The organism is Cellulosimicrobium sp. XJ-DQ-B-000 (assembly GCF_031119065.1).
Taxonomy (GTDB): domain Bacteria; phylum Actinomycetota; class Actinomycetes; order Actinomycetales; family Cellulomonadaceae; genus Cellulosimicrobium; species Cellulosimicrobium funkei.
The window spans coordinates 671,626-690,353 of the sequence record NZ_JAVHYN010000001.1; the positions used below are offsets into that span (position 1 = coordinate 671,626).

General features: G+C 75.1%; 16 protein-coding genes. 10 read left to right on the top strand and 6 right to left on the bottom strand.

The genetic code is table 11. The features are described from left to right. Nucleotides 1-164: 164 nt before the first annotated feature. Nucleotides 165-1,832: a DEAD/DEAH box helicase gene (locus RDI86_RS03385; RefSeq protein WP_076405148.1), complete on the top strand. Its 1,668-nt coding sequence runs from the start codon at nucleotides 165-167 to the stop codon at nucleotides 1,830-1,832. Nucleotides 1,833-1,922: 90 nt separating this feature from the next. Here the strand turns inward: RDI86_RS03385 and RDI86_RS03390 are convergent, their stop codons facing one another. Together RDI86_RS03390 and RDI86_RS03395 are read right to left on the bottom strand one after the other, a co-directional pair. Continuing rightward, the gene (locus tag RDI86_RS03390) at nucleotides 1,923-3,113 is read right to left on the bottom strand and encodes an MFS transporter (RefSeq protein ID WP_114554321.1); all 1,191 of its coding nucleotides are present in this window, start codon (nucleotides 3,111-3,113) and stop codon (nucleotides 1,923-1,925) included. Further along, entirely contained in the window at nucleotides 3,110-3,829 is a 720-nt protein-coding gene (locus RDI86_RS03395; RefSeq protein ID WP_308820687.1) for an FCD domain-containing protein, read from the bottom strand. The genes RDI86_RS03390 and RDI86_RS03395 overlap by 4 nt, the downstream gene beginning before the upstream one ends. A 139-nt stretch (nucleotides 3,830-3,968) precedes the next feature. On the opposite strand from RDI86_RS03395, the gene RDI86_RS03400 reads away from it, so the two are divergent. After that, nucleotides 3,969-5,795: a carbohydrate binding domain-containing protein gene (locus RDI86_RS03400; RefSeq protein ID WP_308820688.1), complete on the top strand. Its 1,827-nt coding sequence runs from the start codon at nucleotides 3,969-3,971 to the stop codon at nucleotides 5,793-5,795. Between the two features lie 84 nt (nucleotides 5,796-5,879). On the opposite strand, the gene RDI86_RS03405 is transcribed toward RDI86_RS03400, so the two are convergent. Both RDI86_RS03405 and RDI86_RS03410 read right to left on the bottom strand, forming a co-directional pair. Next, complete coding sequence (locus RDI86_RS03405) at nucleotides 5,880-6,512, bottom strand: MarC family protein (protein WP_021482981.1); 633 nt, start codon at nucleotides 6,510-6,512, stop codon at nucleotides 5,880-5,882. 7 nt (nucleotides 6,513-6,519) lie between these two features. Beyond that, on the bottom strand, nucleotides 6,520-7,359 hold the full coding sequence (locus RDI86_RS03410; protein WP_308820689.1) for a PHP domain-containing protein: 840 nt from the start codon (nucleotides 7,357-7,359) through the stop codon (nucleotides 6,520-6,522). Nucleotides 7,360-7,477: 118 nt separating this feature from the next. Here RDI86_RS03410 and RDI86_RS03415 point away from each other — a divergent pair, with 118 nt between their 5' ends. After that, nucleotides 7,478-8,374, top strand: coding sequence for an alpha/beta hydrolase (locus RDI86_RS03415; RefSeq protein WP_308820690.1), 897 nt, complete (start codon nucleotides 7,478-7,480; stop codon nucleotides 8,372-8,374). After that, complete coding sequence (locus tag RDI86_RS03420; protein ID WP_251177639.1) at nucleotides 8,371-10,023, top strand: aminopeptidase P family protein; 1,653 nt, start codon at nucleotides 8,371-8,373, stop codon at nucleotides 10,021-10,023. The genes RDI86_RS03415 and RDI86_RS03420 overlap by 4 nt, the downstream gene beginning before the upstream one ends. Before the next feature lie 280 nt (nucleotides 10,024-10,303). Here RDI86_RS03420 and RDI86_RS03425 read toward each other — a convergent pair whose 3' ends face one another. Further along, on the bottom strand, nucleotides 10,304-11,086 hold the full coding sequence (locus RDI86_RS03425; RefSeq protein ID WP_163184521.1) for a general stress protein: 783 nt from the start codon (nucleotides 11,084-11,086) through the stop codon (nucleotides 10,304-10,306). 144 nt (nucleotides 11,087-11,230) lie between these two features. Between RDI86_RS03425 and RDI86_RS03430 the strand changes: the two genes are divergently transcribed. Both RDI86_RS03430 and RDI86_RS03435 read left to right on the top strand, forming a co-directional pair. Next, the gene (locus RDI86_RS03430; RefSeq protein ID WP_051027750.1) at nucleotides 11,231-12,574 is read left to right on the top strand and encodes a magnesium transporter MgtE N-terminal domain-containing protein; all 1,344 of its coding nucleotides are present in this window, start codon (nucleotides 11,231-11,233) and stop codon (nucleotides 12,572-12,574) included. Further along, a complete protein-coding gene (locus RDI86_RS03435; RefSeq protein WP_034655412.1) occupies nucleotides 12,567-13,076 on the top strand; it encodes a DUF1003 domain-containing protein in 510 nt (169 codons plus the stop codon). The genes RDI86_RS03430 and RDI86_RS03435 overlap by 8 nt, the downstream gene beginning before the upstream one ends. Before the next feature lie 10 nt (nucleotides 13,077-13,086). Here RDI86_RS03435 and RDI86_RS03440 read toward each other — a convergent pair whose 3' ends face one another. Further along, on the bottom strand, nucleotides 13,087-13,884 hold the full coding sequence (locus RDI86_RS03440) for a maleylpyruvate isomerase N-terminal domain-containing protein (protein ID WP_076405143.1): 798 nt from the start codon (nucleotides 13,882-13,884) through the stop codon (nucleotides 13,087-13,089). Between the two features lie 109 nt (nucleotides 13,885-13,993). On the opposite strand from RDI86_RS03440, the gene RDI86_RS03445 reads away from it, so the two are divergent. From RDI86_RS03445 to RDI86_RS03460, 4 genes are all read left to right on the top strand, one after another. Then, entirely contained in the window at nucleotides 13,994-15,142 is a 1,149-nt protein-coding gene (locus tag RDI86_RS03445; protein WP_043652757.1) for an Mrp/NBP35 family ATP-binding protein, read from the top strand. 422 nt (nucleotides 15,143-15,564) lie between these two features. Beyond that, nucleotides 15,565-16,593, top strand: coding sequence for an efflux RND transporter periplasmic adaptor subunit (locus RDI86_RS03450; RefSeq protein WP_061266897.1), 1,029 nt, complete (start codon nucleotides 15,565-15,567; stop codon nucleotides 16,591-16,593). Next, nucleotides 16,593-17,516 (top strand): ABC transporter ATP-binding protein, encoded by a 924-nt coding sequence (locus RDI86_RS03455; RefSeq protein WP_083711838.1) that lies wholly within the window; start codon nucleotides 16,593-16,595, stop codon nucleotides 17,514-17,516. Before RDI86_RS03450 ends, RDI86_RS03455 begins: the two co-directional genes overlap by 1 nt. Beyond that, entirely contained in the window at nucleotides 17,513-18,724 is a 1,212-nt protein-coding gene (locus RDI86_RS03460; RefSeq protein ID WP_061266896.1) for an ABC transporter permease, read from the top strand. The genes RDI86_RS03455 and RDI86_RS03460 overlap by 4 nt, the downstream gene beginning before the upstream one ends. Nucleotides 18,725-18,728: the final 4 nt, after the last annotated feature.

Consider the following 18,728-nt stretch of genomic DNA (forward strand, 5'->3'; position numbering starts at 1 on the left):
GTACGACGACGGCACGGCACGGTCCGCAGCGCGGGCCTGGCCACGACATCCCACGATCGGCTGCCGGCCACGAGGTGCGCACGACCGCGACCGGGAACCTCCCCGGCTCCGGGCCCCGACGGCCCGCCGACGGTCGCGCGTGCCCGAACGAGACAGAGGCACCAGTGACCACCACAGACGCCACCACCACCGACGCGACGCCGGACGTGAGCGCGGACGCGACGTCCGTCGCCGCCAGCGTCCACGCGGACAACACGACCTTCGCGGACTTCGGCGTGCGCCAGGAGATCGTCGACGCGCTCTCCGACGCGGGCATCGTCCAGCCCTTCCCCATCCAGGCGATGACGCTCCCCGTCGCCATGTCCGGCCACGACATCATCGGCCAGGCCAAGACCGGCACCGGCAAGACCCTCGGCTTCGGCGTGCCGCTCCTGCACCGCGTCGTCGCCCCGGGCGAGCCCGGCTTCGACGAGCTGCCCTCCCCCGGCAAGCCGCAGGCGCTCGTCGTCGTCCCGACGCGCGAGCTCGCCGTCCAGGTCGCGAACGACCTCACCACGGCCTCGAAGCGCCGCTCGGTGCGCATCGTCCAGCTCTACGGCGGTCGCGCCTACGAGCCGCAGGTCGAGGCGCTGACGCGCGGCGTCGAGGTCGTCGTCGGGACGCCCGGCCGCATGATCGACCTGATGAACCAGGGCCACCTCAACCTCACGCGCGCCGCGACCGTCGTCCTCGACGAGGCGGACGAGATGCTCGACCTCGGGTTCCTCCCGGACGTCGAGAAGATCCTGGCGCGCACGCCCGCGCAGCGGCACACGATGCTTTTCTCGGCGACCATGCCGGGCGCCGTCGTCTCGATGGCGCGCCGCTACATGAAGCAGCCGACGCACATCCGCGCGAACGACCCGGACGACGGCGGCCAGACGGTCAAGAACATCGAGCAGGTCGTCTACCGGGCGCACGCGCTGGACAAGGTCGAGATGCTCGCGCGCATCCTCCAGGCCGAGGGCCGAGGGCGCACGATCGTGTTCGCGCGGACCAAGCGGACCGCGGCGAAGGTCGCGGACGAGCTCGTCGACCGGGGCTTCGCGGCCGGCTCGATCCACGGCGACCTGGGCCAGGGCGCGCGCGAGCAGGCGCTGCGCGCGTTCCGCAACGGCAAGATCGACGTGCTCGTCGCGACCGACGTCGCGGCGCGCGGCATCGACGTCGAGGACGTCACGCACGTCGTGAACTACCAGTGCCCCGAGGACGAGAAGACGTACCTGCACCGCACCGGCCGCACCGGTCGCGCGGGCAACAAGGGCACCGCGGTGACGTTCGTCGACTGGGACGACATCCCCCGCTGGTCGCTCATCGACAAGGCCCTCGACCTCGGCATCCCCGAGCCGGTCGAGACGTACTCGAGCTCGCCGCACCTGTACACCGACCTGCACATCCCCGAGGGCACGAAGGGCCGCCTCCCCAAGGAGCGCCGCACGCTCGCGGGGCTCGAGGCGGAGGAGATCGAGGACCTCGGCGAGACCGGCAAGCGGCACACGCCCGCGGGCGGGTCCCGCGGTCGCCAGGGCGGCCGGTCCGACGGCGGCCGTGGCCGCTCCGAGGGCGAGCGGGGCCGGTCCGGGGGCCAGGGCCGCTCGGGCGGGCGTCGCGGCGAGACAGAGCGCACGGGCGCTCGCGCCGAGGGCGAGCGCACCGAGGCGGCCGAGGGCGCCCCGGCGACCGAGGGCGGGGAGCGCCGCCGTCGGTCCCGCAGCCGTCGCCGCACGCGCGGCGGCCGCCCGGTCGAGCAGCAGGGCGGCGGCGCCGAGGCGACCGCCCAGCCCGCCGAGTAGTCGCTCCACGGCCCGACGCCGGACCCCGGGTCGCGCCCTCACGGTCACCAGACCGTGGGGGACGCGACCCGGGGTCCGTCGCGTCCGGGGTCAGTGCACGTGCGCGTCGCGCCCGGCGAGCCACACCGCGGCGCCCTGGACCGCCGCCGCGGCGACGAGGAGCAGGAGCGGGAGGGTCCACGCGCCGGTGACGTCGTGCGCGAGCCCGAGGCCGAGCGGGCCGGTCGCGGCGAGCAGGTAGCCGGCGCTCTGCGCCATGCCGGAGAGCTCGGACGTGTGCGCGGCGTCGCGCGCCCGCAGCGCCATGAGGGTGAGCGCGAGGCTGATCCCGCCGCCCTGCCCGAGGCCGACGAGCACGACCCAGAGCGCCGCTGCGCCGGGCGCGACGGCGAGCCCGAGCAGCCCCGAGCCGACGAGGACCACGAGCACGAGGCCGATGCCGCGCTGGCGCGGCATGCGCCCGGCGAGGACCGGGGTCACGAACGAGCCGACGATCCCCGCGAGGTTGCACAGCGCGAGGAGCCAGCCCCCCGCCTCCGGCGTCCGGCCGAGCGCGACCATGATCTCGGGCAGCCAGGCGTTGACCGCGTAGAACGACAGCGACTGCATGCCCATGACGACGGTGACCGCCCAGGCGAGCGGGGAGCGCCACACCGCCGACCGCGCGGCGGCCGGTCCCGTGCCGGGTCCGAACGCCACCGTGCCGGCGGGGTCGGGCCGCAGCGCGCGCGGCACCCAGACGATCGCCCCGAGCACGGCGAGGACGCCCCAGGTCGCGAGCGCGCCGCGCCAGTCGAGGCCGGCCGCGGACGCGACGGGGAGGGTCAGGCCCGCCGCGAGCGCCGCCCCACCGGAGAGCGCCATCGAGTAGAGGCCGGTCATGAGACCGATGCGGTCGGCGAAGTCGCGCTTGATGAGCGCGGGCAGCAGCACGTTCCCGAGCCCGATCGCGCACCCCGCGACGACCGTCCCGGCGAACAGCCCCGCGGTCGAGGGCACGAGGCGCAGCCCGAAGCCGACGCACAGCAGCACGAGGCTCACGAAGAGCGCGCGCTCGAGCCCCCAGCGCCGCGCGAGCACGGGCGCGAGCGGCGCGAGGAGCCCGAAGCACAGGACGGGGAGCGTCGTGAGCACGCCCGCCGCCGTCGCGCTGAGGCCCAGGTCCGTGCGGATCTCGCCGAGCACGGGCGAGATCGCGACGACGGCGGGCCGCAGGTTGAGCGCCGCGAGGACGATCGCGACGACGGCGGCCAGCCCCAGCGGACGGCGCAGCCCGCTCACGCCTCGACCTCGCCGGCGTCGGCGTCGCCGGGACTGGCCGCGGCGGCCTCGACGAGCTGCGCCCGCACGGCGTCGATCGTCGCGACGACGGCAGCCTCGGCCGCGTCGGCGTCGGCCGCCCGGACCGCCGCGACGACCTCCTCGTGGCCGGGGACGTCGCGGTGGTGCCGACGCTGCCCGCCGGCCGGGAGCGTGCGGACGAGCGCGTGGTCGAGCCCGTCGTAGAGGTCGGCCAGCAGCGGGTTGCCCGCGGCGCGCACGACCTCGCCGTGGAAGGCGACGTCGGCGGCCTGGAAGGCCTGCTCGTCCCCGTCGCGGGCCGCGACCTGGGCGGCGAGCGCCGCGTCGAGGCGGTGGAGCACGTCGGCGTCGGCCCGCCCGGCGGCGGCACGCGCCGCGCCGCGCTCGAGGATCTCGCGCACCTCGAGCACGTGGAGCGCGTCCGTGGTGCGGGCCCGGCGGGTCAGGGCGGCGTCGAGCCCGTCGGCCGCGCGCACGTAGGTGCCGTCGCCGCGCCGCGGCTCGAGGATCCCGGCGTGCTCGAGCGCGCGCACGGCCTCGCGCACGGTGTTGCGCCCGACGCCGAGCTCCGCGACGAGCTCCGGCTCGGCCGGGATGCGGGTGCCGACGGGCCACTCCCCGCGCTCGACGCGCTGCATGAGCCGTTCGACGACGAGCTCCGACACCTTGCGGGGAGGGATGATCGGCTGGTCCACCCAAAGAACCTAACATCCCCTGTTTGGCTAGGTGACGAGACGGGGCGTACGGGGTCTCGCGTACGGGGGTTGACCAGCGCGCGGCACCGCGAGGACCTTGCGACAGGACCGCTCCTTCGACGACGAAAGCGAGACCACCATGGACCCCACCCCGTCACGACGCCGACGACTGCGCAGCCTCCTCGCCCTCGTCGCCTCCGCCACGCTCGTCGGGACGCTCCTCACCGGCACCACGACCGCCGCGGCCGCGGACACCGAGCTCGCCGTCAACGGCGGGTTCGAGTCCGGACTGTCCGGGTGGACCTGCTCCGGCTCCACGGGGCAGCAGGTCACGAGCCCGGTCCGCACCGGCAGCGGGGCGCTCCGGGCCACGCCCGCCGGGACCGACACCGCGCGCTGCTCGCAGACCGTCGCCGTCCGGCCCTCCTCGACCTACACGCTCAGCGCGTGGGTCCAGGGCTCCTACGCGTACCTCGGGGCGAGCGGCGCGACGGCGCAGGACGTCACCACCTGGACGCCCTCGGCCGCGACCTGGCAGCGGCTCAGCGTGACCTTCACGACGACCGCGACGGCGACGTCCGCGACCGTCTTCGTGCACGGCTGGTACGGCCAGCCGGCCTACGTCGTCGACGACGTCAGCCTCATGGGCCCGGGCGGCGGCGCGGCGCAGCCGCCCGCGACCCCGACCGGCCTCACCGCCGGGACGCCCACCGCCACCAGCGTGCCCCTCACCTGGGGCGCCGTCGCCGGCGCCACCGGCTACGCCGTCTACCGCGACGGCACGCGCGTCGCCACGACCACGGCCCCGTCCACCACCGTCTCCGGGCTCACCGCCGCCACCGCCTACTCCTTCCAGGTCACCGCGACCAACGGCGCGGGCGAGTCGCCCCGCTCCGCCGCCGTCGCCGTCACCACGGCGACCGGCGGCACCGGGGGCGGACCCGGCGCCGGGCTGCCGGCGCACGCGCTCGTCGGCTACCTGCACACGTCGTTCGCCAACGGCTCGGGCTACGTCCGGATGGCGGACGTCCCGGACTCGTGGGACGTCATCAACCTCGCGTTCGGCGAGCCGACGAGCGTCACGTCCGGCGACATCCGGTTCAGCCTCTGCCCGCGGACCGAGTGCCCGAACGTGGAGTCGGTCGCGGAGTTCAAGGCCGCCGTCGCCGCCAAGCGCGCGGCCGGGAAGAAGGTGCTCCTGTCGATCGGCGGGCAGAACGGCCAGGTCCAGCTGACGACGACCGCCGCGCGGGACGCGTTCGTCGCCTCCGTGAGCTCGATCATCGACACCTACGGGCTGGACGGGGTCGACATCGACTTCGAGGGGCACTCCCTGTACCTGAACCCGGGAGACACGGACTTCCGCTCCCCGACCACCCCCGTGATCGTCAACCTCATCTCCGCGCTCAAGTCGCTCACGGCGCGGTACGGCGACGACTTCGTGCTGACGATGGCGCCGGAGACCTTCTTCGTCCAGAACGGCTACCAGTTCTACGGCTCCGGCCCGTGGGGTGGCCAGGACCCGCGCTGCGGCGCCTATCTGCCGGTCATCCACGCCCTGCGCGACGACCTGACGCTGCTCCACGTCCAGCACTACAACTCGGGGCCGATCATGGGGCTCGACGACCAGTACCACTCGATGGGCGGCGCGGACTTCCACGTCGCGCTGACGGACATGCTGCTCACCGGCTTCCCGGTCGCGCGCGACACGACGAAGATGTTCCCCCCGCTGCGCCCCGACCAGGTCGCGATCGGCCTGCCGGCCAGCACGCAGGCGGGCAACGGCCACACCCCGCCCGCGCAGGTCGCCCAGGCCCTGGACTGCCTCACGAAGGGCACGGGCTGCGGGTCGTACCGGACCCACGGGCGCTGGCCGGGGCTGCGCGGCCTCATGACGTGGTCGATCAACTGGGACCGCTTCAACGGCGGCGAGTTCTCCCGGAGCTTCGACGCGTACTGGCCCTGACGAGCGGGTCGCCACCGCGCACGCGACCGGCGTCCGGGGGCCTCGCCCTCGGACGCCGGTCGCCCCGGACGGCGGGACGCGAGGTCAGGCGGTCTGGACGAACTCGATCACGGCGTCGGCGACGAGCTGCACGGCGATGGCTGCGAGCAGCAGACCGGCGATGCGGGTCACGAGGATCGTGCCCGAGTCGCCGAGGACGCGGTTGATGACGTTCGCGAAGCGCATCGAGAGCCACAGGCACACGTGCACCGCGACGACGCCCGCCGCGATGGCGACCCACTCGGCGACGCCCCCGCCGCGCTCCCCCGCGCGCTGCACGAAGACCATCGTCGCGACGATCGCGCCCGGGCCGGCGAGCAGCGGCGTCCCGAGCGGCACGAGCGCGACGTTGACGCCCTTGTTGCCCGACGGCTGCGGCTCCTCCATCTTGCCGGTGAGGAGCTCCATCGCCACGAGGAGCAGCAGCAGGCCGCCCGCCGTCTGGAGCGCGGGCAGCGAGATGTGCATGTAGCTGAGGATCTGCTGGCCGAACACCGCGAACGCGACGATCACGCCGAACGCCACGAGGATCGCGGTGCGCGCCGCCTGGTTGCGCTGCTTGGCGCCCATCGCGCTCGTCAGGCCCAGGAACACCGGCACCGTGCCGGGCGGGTCCATGATGACGAACAGGGTGACGAAGACCTCCGTGAAGAGCCGGACGTCGAAGAACTCGCTCATCGTCCGATCATCGGATCACGTCCAACTGTCCCAGCTCCTCGATCTGCTCCAGCACGGTCGGTGCTGTCGTGTTCTCCCCGAGCCGGTTCGGTTTGCCGGCCCCGTGGTAGTCGCTCGACCCGGTGACGAACAGGCCCAGGGTCCGGGCCAGGTCCTCGAGCCGTGCGCGCTGACGCTCGTCGTGGTCGCGGTGGAACACCTCGAGCCCGGCGAGCCCCGCCTCGGCCATCTCCTCGATCACGGCGTCGGCCACGACGCGGCCGCGACCGTCCGCGCCCGGGTGGGCGAAGACGGGCACGCCGCCCGCGGCGCGGATCCCGCGCACGGCCACGACGGCGTCGGGCGCGTAGTGGGGCACGTAGTACGGGGTGTCCGTGGCGAGGATGGTCGCGAACGCGGCGGAGCGGTCGGGCGCGAGCCCGGCCGCGACGAGCGCGTCGGCGATGTGCGGTCGCCCGATCGTCGTCCCCACGACGGTCTGGGCGAGCACATCCTCCCACGTGATCGGGTAGTCCTCGGCGATGAGGTCGACCATCCGCCGGGCCCGGCTCGTGCGCGCGTCGCGCGTGCGGTCCAGCTCCGCGAGGAGGGCGGCGTGCGCGGGGTCGTGCAGGTAGGACAGCACGTGCACGCTGATGCCGCCGGAGCGGGCCGAGATCTCCGCGCCGCGCACGAGCGCGACCTCGTGCGCGAGCGCCGCGTCCGTCGCCTGCGCCCAGCCCGCCGTCGTGTCGTGGTCGGTCAGCGCGACGACGTCGAGCCCGGCCGCGGCGGCCGCCTCGACGACCTCCCCCGGGGCGTCCGTGCCGTCGGACGCGGTCGAGTGGGTGTGGAGGTCGATGCGCACGGGGACCAGGATAGTGACGACGCACCGAGGCGGCGGCACGGGACCCCCACACGATGTCCACACGGGGCGCGGCCCCTCCCCACGGTCGTCCCAGGCTGGGGTGCCAGAGTCGGGAGCGATGACCCTCACGACGCCCCCCACGGCAGCCCTCGCGACGACCTCCCCCTCGACCCCCTCGATGCCGGCGTCGCCCGACCCCGCGCAGGCCCCGCTCGCGGTGGTCTTCGTCCACGGCATGCGCACCTCGAGCGCGATCTGGGACCACCAGGTCGAGCACGTGCGCGCCCTCGGCCACGAGGCCGTCGCGGTCGACCTGCCCGCGCACGGCGCCCGCGCGCACGAGCGCTTCACGCTCGACCGCTCCTTCGAGGTGCTCGACGAGGCGGCCGCGTCGTTCGGCCCCGACCGCCGGGTCGCGCTCGTCGGCCTCTCGCTCGGCGGTTACACGTCGCTCGCCTGGGCGGCCCGACGCCCCGCGAACCTCGCGGGCGTGGTGGCCGCGGCCTGCACGTCCGACCCCAAGGGCAAGCCCGTCGCGCTGTACCGCGACGTCGCGCGCCTCGTCGTCGCCGGGGGCGGCGCCGTCGGCCGCGGCGCGCGCTGGGCCGCGCGCACGACCGCGACCGCGTGGGGCACGATCACCCGCGGCGGGCGCGGCCTGCCGGGCGGTGCCGCGTCGTCGTACGCGCTGGCCGGGCCGGCCGACGCCGGGCCGCCGACGCCGGTCGCGCCGGGCTGGCACGTCGTCACCGACGCGCTCACCCAGCTCGCGGGCCGCTCGTGGCTCGCCCACGTGCGCGACGTCGACGTCCCGGTGTGGCTCGTCAACGGCGCGCGCGACCACATGCGCCTCGACGAGCAGCGCTACCTGGCCGCGGCCGCGGACGCGGCGCTCGTCGTCGTGCCGCGCGCCGGCCACGACGTCAACAGCGAGGCCCCCGAGGCCTTCAACCGCGTGCTCGGGCGCGCGCTCGCGGACTTCGGCCGCGTGCGCGGTGCGAGACTGGGGGCATGACCGACGCCACCCCCGTCACGCCCGCGCCCCTGTCCGAGACGCCCGACCAGGCCGCCGAGCACGCCGGCCCCGGCGAGACCCAGGACCTGGCCGCGCGCGGCAGCAACCGCTCCCAGCGCCCGGACTCCGACGCGTTCAAGGCCTTCATCACGAGCGGCTGGGCGCCGCGCGCCGCGCTCGACGTCGAGCCCCTGCCGGCCGCGCCGTTCACCGTCGCACGCCGCGCCGCGCTGTCGGCCCGGTTCCCGGGCGCGCGCCTCGTCGTGCCCGCCGGCCCGCTGAAGACGCGCTCGAACGACACGGACTACCGCTTCCGCCCGCACTCGGCGTTCGCGCACCTCACCGGCTACGGCACGGACCAGGAGCCCGACGCCGTGCTCGTGCTGCACCCCGTGGAGCCGGGCACCGGGGACGCCGGGTCCGACCACCACGCCGTGCTGTACGTCCGCCCGCTCGCCGCACGCGACACGGAGGAGTTCTACGCCGACGCACGGTACGGCGAGTTCTGGGTCGGCGCCCGCCCGTCGCTCGACGACGTCACGACCGCGACCGGCGTGGAGGCCCGGCACGTCGACGAGCTGCGCGACGCGCTCGCGAAGGACGTCGGCGCCGGCGGGGTCACGCTCCTCGTCGTCGCGGGCGCGGACGAGGCCGTGGAGGCGCTCGTCGAGGCGATCCGCGCGGAGGCGGGCGTCGACGACGTCGAGGCGGCCGCGTCCGCCGAGGACCAGCAGCTCTCCGAGTCGGAGTGGCTCGCGCGCGCCGAGGCCGCGTACCGCCGCACGGACGCCGCGCTCGTCGAGGCCGTCTCCGAGCTGCGCCTGGTCAAGGACGCGCACGAGGTCGAGCAGATGCGCGAGGCCGTCGCGGCGACGATCGCGGGCTTCGAGGAGGTCGTGCGGAGCCTGCCGCGCGCCGTCGGGCACCGTCGCGGCGAGCGCGTCATCGAGACGACGTTCGACGCCCACGCGCGCCTCGAGGGCAACACCGTCGGCTACGAGACGATCGCCGCAGCCGGCGAGCACGCGACGACGCTGCACTGGATCCGCAACGACGGCGTCGTGCGGACCGGCGAGCTCGTGCTGCTCGACGCGGGCGTCGAGGTCGACTCGCTCTACACGGCCGACGTGACGCGCACGCTGCCCGTCGACGGCGAGTTCACCGACGTCCAGCGCCGCGTGTACCAGGCCGTGCTCGACGCCGCGGACGCCGCGTTCGCGGTCGCGGTGCCGGGCGCGCGCTTCCGCGACGTGCACGCCGCCGCGATGGAGGTCATCGCCGCGCGCCTGGAGGAGTGGGGCCTGCTCCCGGTGAGCGCCGCCGAGTCGCTCTCGCCCGAGGGCCAGCAGCACCGCCGCTGGATGGTGCACGGCACGAGCCACCACCTCGGCCTCGACGTGCACGACTGCGCGCAGGCGCGCCGCGAGCTCTACCTCGACGGGGTGCTCGAGCCGGGCATGGTCTTCACGATCGAGCCGGGGCTGTACTTCAAGGCGGACGACCTGGCCGTCCCGGCGGAGTACCGCGGGATCGGCGTCCGCATCGAGGACGACGTCCTCGTCACCGCCGACGGCAACGAGAACCTGTCGGCCGCGCTCCCCCGTCGGCCCGAGGACGTCGAGGCCTGGATGGCGCGGCTGCGCGGCTGAGCGGGCCCGGCTCACCGGCGGAGGAACTGGGCTATGGTGGCCCGTTCATCCACCGGTGAGGGGAGGTGAACTCACGTGGCGAAGAGCATCAAGAAGGAAGCGTCGATGTCCATCAAGGAGAAGCGCGCCCAGAAGCGCGAGAGGGCTGCCGAGACCGCAGTGAAGTCGCGGAAGCGCTAGCGGCGCTTCCGCCGAGGGCCGGCCGACGGACGACGACGTCCGACGGCCGGCCCTCGTCGTCTGCTCCGAGAGACGTCCCGGACGCCCCGGGAGCGGTGCGTCAGGCCGGGCGCTCGGGCTGGTCGGGGTGCGCGCCGGGTGCGGGTGCCTGCCCGGGTGCGGCGTCGGGCGCGGGCGCGTCGGTCGGCTGGTCCGACGTCGGGCGCATCGCGCCGTAGCGCGGCTCGCCCGACGGCGTCGTCCAGCGCGGGTCGGGCGTGCGGGTCGGGGGCGCCGCCGGAGGGGTCGGCGCGGGGACGCCCGCCGAGGGCTCCGGGGCCGGCGCGTGCGGAGCGGCGGGGGGTGGGGTGCCGGGGGTGCCCCAGCCGGGGTTGGCCGGGGCGGCGGGCCCGCGGACACCGCCCGCGCCCTCGGGCATGCGGCCCAGGAGCTGGCGCGCCTCGCCCGCCCGCTCGGGCGCGCAGAGGATGCCGTAGGACGAGGCGACGATCTGGCTCTGCGACGTGAAGTCGCGCTTGCCCTGCGTCAGCGCGTACGACAGCACCGAGAAGAGCAGGCCGAACCCGGCGCCGATCCCGACGGCGGTGAGCACGAACCCGCCCTGGCCGGAGAACATGAAGAGCAGCAGGCCGACGAAGAGGCCGAACCACGCGCCGGACGCGGCACCCGCGATCGCGACGCGACCGTAGGTGAGACGGCCCGTCACGCGCTCGACCATCTTGAGGTCGGTGCCGACGATCGTCACGAGCTCGACCGCGAACTTGTTGTCCGAGAGGAAGTCGACCGCCTTCTGCGCCTCGAGGTAGGTCGCGTACGACGCCACCTCCTCGCCGCGCGGCGGGGTGGGGACACGGGGGACGGCGCCCGGGCGTGACATGCTCATTCGCCCAGTCTGTCCTACCCGGGCGGAGCGCGCGAGGGCCGTCCCCGTCCCCGGCCCGCGACGGACGGCCGGCAGGCGACCGGTGACGCCCGCCACCTGCCGGGACGGAGCGCGGCGACGGGGGCGCGTGCGTAGGCTGGCGGCGTGAGTGCAGCCACCACCGTCTTCGTCGCGCGCCTGGCCGGGACCAGCGTGTTCGACCCCATCGGCGACCAGGTCGGGCGGGTGCGGGACGTCGTCGTGCTCATCCGGCCCAAGGGAGCCCCGCGCGCGGTGGGCCTGGTCGTCGAGGTGCCCGGCCGGCGTCGGGTCTTCCTGCCCCTGACGCGCGTGACGAGCATCGACGCGGGCCAGGTCATCTCCACCGGGCTCGTCAACATGCGCCGGTTCGAGCAGCGCGCGATGGAGACGCTCGCCGTCAGCGAGCTGCTGGAGCGCACGGTGCAGTTCGTCGACGGGTCGGGCTCGGCGACGGTCGAGGACCTCGCGATCGAGCGCCAGCGCACGGGCGACTGGCTCGTCACCAAGCTGTACGTGCGCCGGCAGGCGCAGCACAAGGGGACGCTGGGGCTGCGCCGACGGGGCGACGCGCTCGTCGTCGACGTCGACGCCGTGACCGGGCTCGCCGGGAGCACCGAGGCGCAGGGCGCCGCGATGCTCCTCGCCGCCTACGACGACCTCAAGCCCGCCGACCTCGCCGACGTCATCCACGACCTCGGCGACACGCGCCGGCTCGAGGTCGCGGGCGCGCTCGACAACGAGCGGCTCGCCGACGTGCTGGAGGAGCTGCCCGAGGACGACCAGGTCGCGATCCTCTCCGGGCTCGACACGGACCGCGCCGCCGACGTCCTCGAGGCGATGCAGCCCGACGACGCGGCCGACCTGCTGCACGAGCTCCCGGAGGCCCAGGCCGCCCAGCTCCTCGAGCTCATGGAGCCCGACGAGGCGCGCGACGTGCGCCGTCTCCTGTCATACGCCGAGGACACCGCGGGCGGGCTCATGACGTCCGACCCGGTCGTGCTCGGCCCGGAGACCACCATCGCGACCGCGCTCGCGCAGATCCGCCGCAAGGACCTCGCGCCCGCGCTCGCGTCGATGGTGTTCGTCGCGCGCCCGCCGCTCGAGACGCCCACGGGCCGGTTCCTCGGCGTCGCGCACTTCCAGCGCCTGCTGCGCGAGCCCCCGCACGCGGCCGTCGGCTCGGTGCTCGACTCCGACGTCGAGGGCGTCACGCCCGACGCGCCGCTCGGGCGCGTGACCCGCATCCTCGCGACCTACGACCTGCTGTGCGTGCCCGTGCTCGACGCGGAGAAACGCCTGCTCGGCGCGATCAGCGTGGACGACGTGCTCGACCACATGCTGCCCGACGACTGGCGCGAGACCGACGACGAGGACACCGAGGCCGCGCGCCGGGCCGTCGCGAGCGGGCGCACGCCCACCGCGGGCACCCCCGGCCGTCCGGGCACCGCGGGGGTGGCCCGTGGCTGACCGCCTCGACACCCCGAAGACCGCGCGCCGCACGTTCTTCCCGCGGGTCAGGGTCGACCAGGACGCCGTCGGCCGCTCGACCGAGGGCATCGCGCGCTTCCTCGGCACCCCGCGATTCCTCGTCTACCTCACCGTCTTCTGCGCGCTGTGGATCGCGTGGAACTCGTGGGGCCCGGAGGGGCTGCGGTTCGACTCGGCCGAGTTCGGGTTCACCGCGCTCACGCTCATGCTCTCGCTCCAGGCGTCGTACGCCGCGCCGCTCATCCTGCTCGCGCAGAACCGGCAGGACGACCGCGACCGCGTCACCGCCGAGCAGGACCGCCAGCGCGCGGAGCGCAACCTCGCGGACACCGAGTACCTCGCGCGCGAGATGGCCGCGCTGCGCATCGCGCTGAGCGAGGTCGCCACGCGCGACTTCGTGCGGTCCGAGATCCGCAACCTGCTCGAGGAGCTGGAGGAGAAGGCGGCGCGTCAGCCCGACGACGAGGTCGCCGACCGCTGACCTCGGGGCCCTACTGCGTGCCCTCCGCCGCGACCCGGCGCAGCCGCTCGGCGAGGGCGGGGTCGCCCGCGACGGCGAGCCCGTCCGCCGGGCCCCGGCCCCACAGCCACAGGTCGAGCGCCCAGGCCGGGCCGGCCACCTGCGTGGTCGTCGAGCCGGGCAGGTCGACGAGCTGGGCGACGTCGAGGTCGTACGCCGTCCCCGACTCCGGACCGGTCCCCGTGAAGCGGCCGAACGCGAGCTCCCAGCTCCGCGGCCGCTCCCCCGGCCCGTCGACGACGACGGAGACCGTCGCGCCGTCGGGCGTGAAGACGCCCCACCCGGGCACCCCGTCGACCATGACGGACAGCACCTCGTCGACCCCGTCTGCCGCGACGGCCGGGTCGGCGGGCGTGACGTCGCGCCCGGCCGTGAGCTCCGCGTCGGCGCGGTGGACGAGCGCCTCGTGCGCCTGGCGTCGCAGCACCCAGCCGACGTGCCGGCCGTCGTCGTGCCACGACCAGCACGGCTCGTCGGGGTCGCGACCGGTGAGCGCCGCGACGAGCCGGCTCGTCGAGCGCTGGAGCAGCGCGGGCAGCTCGGCGTCGGACGCCGGCCGCGCGAGCGGCTCGACCTCGTCGCCGTCGACCCCCTCCCCGGGAGCCGGGCCGACGACGCGCGCCCAGAAGTCCTGCACCTCGGCGAGGTGGTAGAGCAGGTCGGCGCCCGTCCACTCGGGGCACGCGGGCACGCGCGCGTCGGGCGGGGCGCTGCGCACGGCGTCGCCGAACAGCTCGCTGTCCCGCGCGAGGGAGGCCAGGGCGTCCATCCGTGCACGGTAGCGCCGATCCGCGGCGCTCGTCGTGCGACGGGGCTCACGTCCGGTCCGGGACCTCCGACCCGGCCGACCGGGCTCCGGCCGCGCCTACGATGGGGGCATGCCCGACCCCGCCGCAGACCCGCTCGAGCACGCCGTCCGGCAGGCCCTCACCACGGTCCTGGACCCCGAGATCCGCCGCCCCGTCACGGACCTCGGCATGATCCGCTCGGTCGACGTCGAGCCCGGCGCGCCGGGCGCCGTCGTGACGGTGGGCGTCGACCTCACGGTCGCCACGTGCCCGATGCGCGACACGCTCGCGCGCGACGTCGACGCCGCGGTGCGCGCGGTCGACGGCGTGGCGGACGTCCGGGTCGACCTCGGCGTCATGACCGCGGAGCAGCGCGCCGAGCTGCGCACGATGCTGCGCGGCGGCGTGGGCGAGCCCGAGATCCCCTTCGCCAAGCCCGGGTCGCTGACGAAGGTGTACGCGATCGCGTCGGGCAAGGGCGGGGTGGGCAAGTCGTCGGTCACCGCGAACCTCGCGGTCGCGCTCGCCGCGCAGGGCCTCGAGGTCGGCGTCGTCGACGCCGACATCTACGGGTTCTCCATCCCGCGCATGCTCGGCGTCGACCGGCAGCCCACGCGCGTGGACAACATGCTCCTGCCGCCGATCGCGCACGGCGTGAAGGTCGTCTCGATCGGCATGTTCGTGCCCCCGGGCCAGCCCGTCGTGTGGCGCGGACCGATGCTGCACCGCGCGCTCCAGCAGTTCCTCGCGGACGTGTTCTGGGGCGACCTCGACGTGCTGCTCCTCGACCTCCCGCCCGGCACGGGCGACATCGCGATCTCGGTCGCGCAGCTCCTGCCCGGCAGCGAGATCGTCGTCGTCACGACGCCGCAGGTCGCCGCCGCGGAGGTCGCCGAGCGCGCCGGGTCGGTCGCGACGCAGACCCAGCAGGGCGTCGTCGGCGTCGTCGAGAACATGTCGTGGCTCGAGCAGCCCGACGGGTCGCGCCTCGAGGTGTTCGGCGCGGGCGGCGGCGAGCGCGTCGCGGCGAACCTGTCGCGCGCCACGGGGACCACCGTCCCCCTCCTCGGCCAGGTGCCGCTCGACGTGTCGCTGCGCGAGGCGGGCGACGGCGGCACCCCGGTCGTGCTCTCCGACCCGGGCTCCCCCGCCGCAGCCGCGCTGCGCGACGTCGCCGCGGGTCTCGCGCGCCGGCCCCGCGGGCTCGCGGGGCGGTCGCTCGGGGTCACCGTCGTCTGACGCGCGGCCTGCGGACGTCAGCCGGTCTTTCACCGTCCTTTTCCTGTCTTTTCCGCGCGCCACGGTATAGTCTCGCCCGCATCTCGTCCGGGGGGACGGCCGTCGGGCCGGTGAGGGGGATCGTGTCGTGGCATCGCCGCCGCTCCGCCCTGCCCACATCTCGCGCGCGATACCCCTGACCTGCGACGCCGCCCCCGTTGCCCGGGCAGAGCGCTGCTGTCCGCCGGGAGCGCACGCCCGCCCCACGTGGTCACGTCGACCTGACCGGTCGGTGACCCGTCAGTGACGAAGCCGCGACAGAACTCCTCCCCAGGGATGACGACACCGTCCGTGTCGCCGCCCTAGCCTCGGGCCGGGCCGTCGTCGGCCCCGCCAGGAGCGCCCGCTCGCCGTCCCGCCACCGTCGTCCCAGGAGCCCGCACGTGGGTATCACCCGCCGGATCGTCTTCCCCGCCCTCCGCATCGTCATCTGGGCGGCGATCGCCGCCCTGCTCGCCGTGATCGCGTTCCGCTCGGCACCCGAGCCCGCGACCGACCCCGCGTTCCCCACGGCCGAGCTCGTGGAACCCCGCGTGGCCGTCTCCACAGGAGACGTCACCAACACCGTGAAGCTGACCGGGCAGGTCGTCGCCGACCCGGCCGCTCCGCAGAAGGTGACGCAGCGCGGGGTGGTCACGGCGGTGCTCGCCAAGCCGGGCGACGTGGTCCAGGCGGGCGCGTCCCTCCTCGAGGTCACCCTCGAGGAGCCCCGCGAGCCCCTCACCGAGACCGACCCCGAGACGGGCGAGGTCACGGTCACCGAGCGCCGACCGAAGGTCACGCGCGAGACCGTCGAGGCCACCATCGGCGGGACGGTCGCCACGTTCACCGCGCTCAAGGACCAGGAGGTGGCCGTCGGCGACGACTTCGCGACCATCTCGCCCGGCACGCTCTCGGTCACGGCCAGCATGGTCGCCGAGCAGCAGTTCCGGCTCCTCCAGATCCCCGGCGAGGCGACCGTCACGGTCACCGGCGGCCCCGCGCCGTTCGTGTGCACGAACCTCCGCATGGGCGCCGCCGCCGCCCCCGAGAACGCGCCCGAGGAGGGCGCACCCGACCCGGCCGGCGGTGCGTCGTCCGCGAGCGTGACGTGCGCCGTCCCGGGCGACGTCACCGTCTTCGCCGGGCTCGCCGCCGAGCTCGAGATCACCGCGGGATCCGTCGAGGGAGCCCTCGTGGTGCCCGTGACGGCGGTCCTCGGTCGCGTCGAGCAGGGCAAGGTGTGGGTCGTCGGCGCGGAGGGCGAGCCCGAGGAGCGCACCGTGACGCTCGGACTCACCGACGGCGCGGTCGTCCAGGTGACCGAGGGACTCGCCGAGGGCGACGAGGTCCTCGAGTTCGTGCCCGGCCAGGACGTCATGCCGGTCATGGACGACATGATGATGACGGACGACAGCGAGGCCTCGTACTGATGGGCCTCCTGGAGCTCAGCGGGGTCACCCGCTCGGTGCTGCTCCCCGACGACCGCGAGCTCGAGATCCTGCGCGGCATCGACCTCACGGTCGGCGCGGGCGAGCACGTCTCGATCGTGGGGCGCTCGGGGACGGGCAAGTCGACCCTGCTCAACATCCTCGGCCTCCTCGACAGCCCGACGAGCGGGGACTACCTGCTCGACGGCGTCCCGATCGGCCGGCTCTCGGGCCGCGCCCGGGCGCGGCGCCGCGGCACGGACTTCGGGTTCGTGTTCCAGCAGTTCAACCTGCTGCAGGGCCGTACCGCGCTCGAGAACGTCGTCGCCCCGCTGCTCTACGCGCGCGGACGGCAGTTCTGGCAGCGGCGCACGCTGGCCGCCCAGATGCTCGAGCGGGTCGGCCTCGGCGACCGGCTCGACACGACCCCGGAGAAGCTCTCCGGCGGCGAGCAGCAGCGCGTCGCCATCGCGCGTGCGCTCGTGCGGGTCCCGCGCGTCATCCTCGCGGACGAGCCCACGGGAGCGCTCGACGTCGACACGGGGAGCGAGGTCATGGACCTGCTCGACGCCATCGCCGGCGAGAACGGGTCCGCGCTCATCGCGATCACGCACGACCTCGCCGTCGCGTCGCGCGCCGCCCGCCAGTTCCGGCTCGCGGACGGCGTGCTCACCCCGATCTCCATCAGCGCGCGCAGCGCCGGGTCCCTCGGGGCGCTCGGCACCGCGCCGAGCACCGACCACGATCCCGGGACCGACCCCGGGACGAGCCACGACCACCAGGCCGAGCACGTGGCCCGCCCGCTCGTCGGGACCGGCCCGGTGCTCGCCGCCCGCACCCCGGCAGGAGCCTCGGTCGGCGGTCCGGCGGGCAGCTCGACCAGCGTCTCGGCCGGCACCGGGCACGACGCGGGAGAGACGGCATGACCGGCGTCGTCGGCGCCCTCCTCGAGGCGTGGGACGAGCTGCGCGTCCACAAGGTCCGGGTGCTGCTCGCGCTCGTCGGCGTCGCCGTCGCGGTCTGCGCGATCACCACGATCTCGGCCGCCGGGGAGATGCTGCGCCAGGTCTCGGCCGAGCAGAACGAACGCTGGGGCGGTCGCCCCGCGACGCTCCAGGTCTCGGCATGGCCCACGGGCGACGGCGGGAGCGTCATGCCCGCGGCGGAGGAGTACGAGCAGGTGTTCGACGAGATCGTCGACCGCTACGGCATCGGCTACTCCTCGATGCTGCGCGACGCGCCCGCACCGGTGCGGTTCCCCGGCGGCACGCGCGAGATCACCACGACGGGGGTGGAGCCCGACTGGGCCACGATGCACCGCTTCCAGGTGACGTCGGGTCGCTGGTTCACCGAGGCGGACGCGGACCGTCTCGCGCCCGCGCTCGTCGTCAACCAGGCGTTCCTCGACGCGCTCGGCGGCGTGACCGTGGCCGAGCACCCGACGGTGACGATCGGCGGGGACAACCCGGTCGTCGCGACCGTGGTCGGGGCCTTCCCCGACGACTGGCCGGACATGGACCCGGTCGCGTACGCGCTGGTCGACGCCCAGTCGACGTGGGTCACGCCCGAGTCGCTGGAGATGATGGGGCCGCCCCGGCTCGAGCTGTGGGTGCCCGACGACATGTCCGACGCGCTCGTCGAGACGGTGCGCCGCGACGTGGCGGGAGCGCTCGAGGGCGTCCAGGCCGACGTCTACCGGTCCGACTCGCCGTCGGCGACGGTCGTCGACGGCGCGATCCGGTGGGTCGTGCTCGGCGTGAGCGCGATCGCGCTGCTGCTCGGCGGGCTCGGGCTCGTGAACATCGCGCTCGTCACGGTGCGGTACCGGATCCGCGAGATCGGGATCCGCCGCAGCTTCGGCGCGAGCTCGGGGCGCGTCTTCTTCTCCGTGATGATGGAGAGCGTCGTCGCGACGACCGTCGCGGGCGTGCTGGGCGTGACGGTCGCGGTCGTCGTGCTGCACAACGTCCCGCTCGACGTGCTCATGGGCTCGGCCGTCCAGGACGCGCCCGGCTTCCCGTTCTCGGCCGCCGTGACCGGGATGCTCGCGGCCGTCGGGGTCGGCGCGCTCGCCGGGCTCCTCCCGGCGCTCGTCGCCGTGCGCGTGAAGGTGATCGACGCGATCCGCTACTGACCCG

Bases quoted from the DNA above. Each gene is read 5' to 3' on its own strand.
- RDI86_RS03445 (WP_043652757.1), top strand. From the start codon at position 13,994: ATGCCCGACCCCGCCGCAGACCCGCTCGAGCACGCCGTCCGGCAGGCC.
- RDI86_RS03425 (WP_163184521.1), bottom strand. From the start codon at position 11,086: ATGAGCATGTCACGCCCGGGCGCCGTCCCCCGTGTCCCCACCCCGCCG.
- RDI86_RS03405 (WP_021482981.1), bottom strand. From the start codon at position 6,512: ATGAGCGAGTTCTTCGACGTCCGGCTCTTCACGGAGGTCTTCGTCACC.
- RDI86_RS03455 (WP_083711838.1), top strand. From the start codon at position 16,593: ATGGGCCTCCTGGAGCTCAGCGGGGTCACCCGCTCGGTGCTGCTCCCC.
- RDI86_RS03400 (WP_308820688.1), top strand. From the start codon at position 3,969: ATGGACCCCACCCCGTCACGACGCCGACGACTGCGCAGCCTCCTCGCC.
- RDI86_RS03460 (WP_061266896.1), top strand. From the start codon at position 17,513: ATGACCGGCGTCGTCGGCGCCCTCCTCGAGGCGTGGGACGAGCTGCGC.
- RDI86_RS03420 (WP_251177639.1), top strand. From the start codon at position 8,371: ATGACCGACGCCACCCCCGTCACGCCCGCGCCCCTGTCCGAGACGCCC.
- RDI86_RS03415 (WP_308820690.1), top strand. From the start codon at position 7,478: ATGACCCTCACGACGCCCCCCACGGCAGCCCTCGCGACGACCTCCCCC.
- RDI86_RS03440 (WP_076405143.1), bottom strand. From the start codon at position 13,884: ATGGACGCCCTGGCCTCCCTCGCGCGGGACAGCGAGCTGTTCGGCGAC.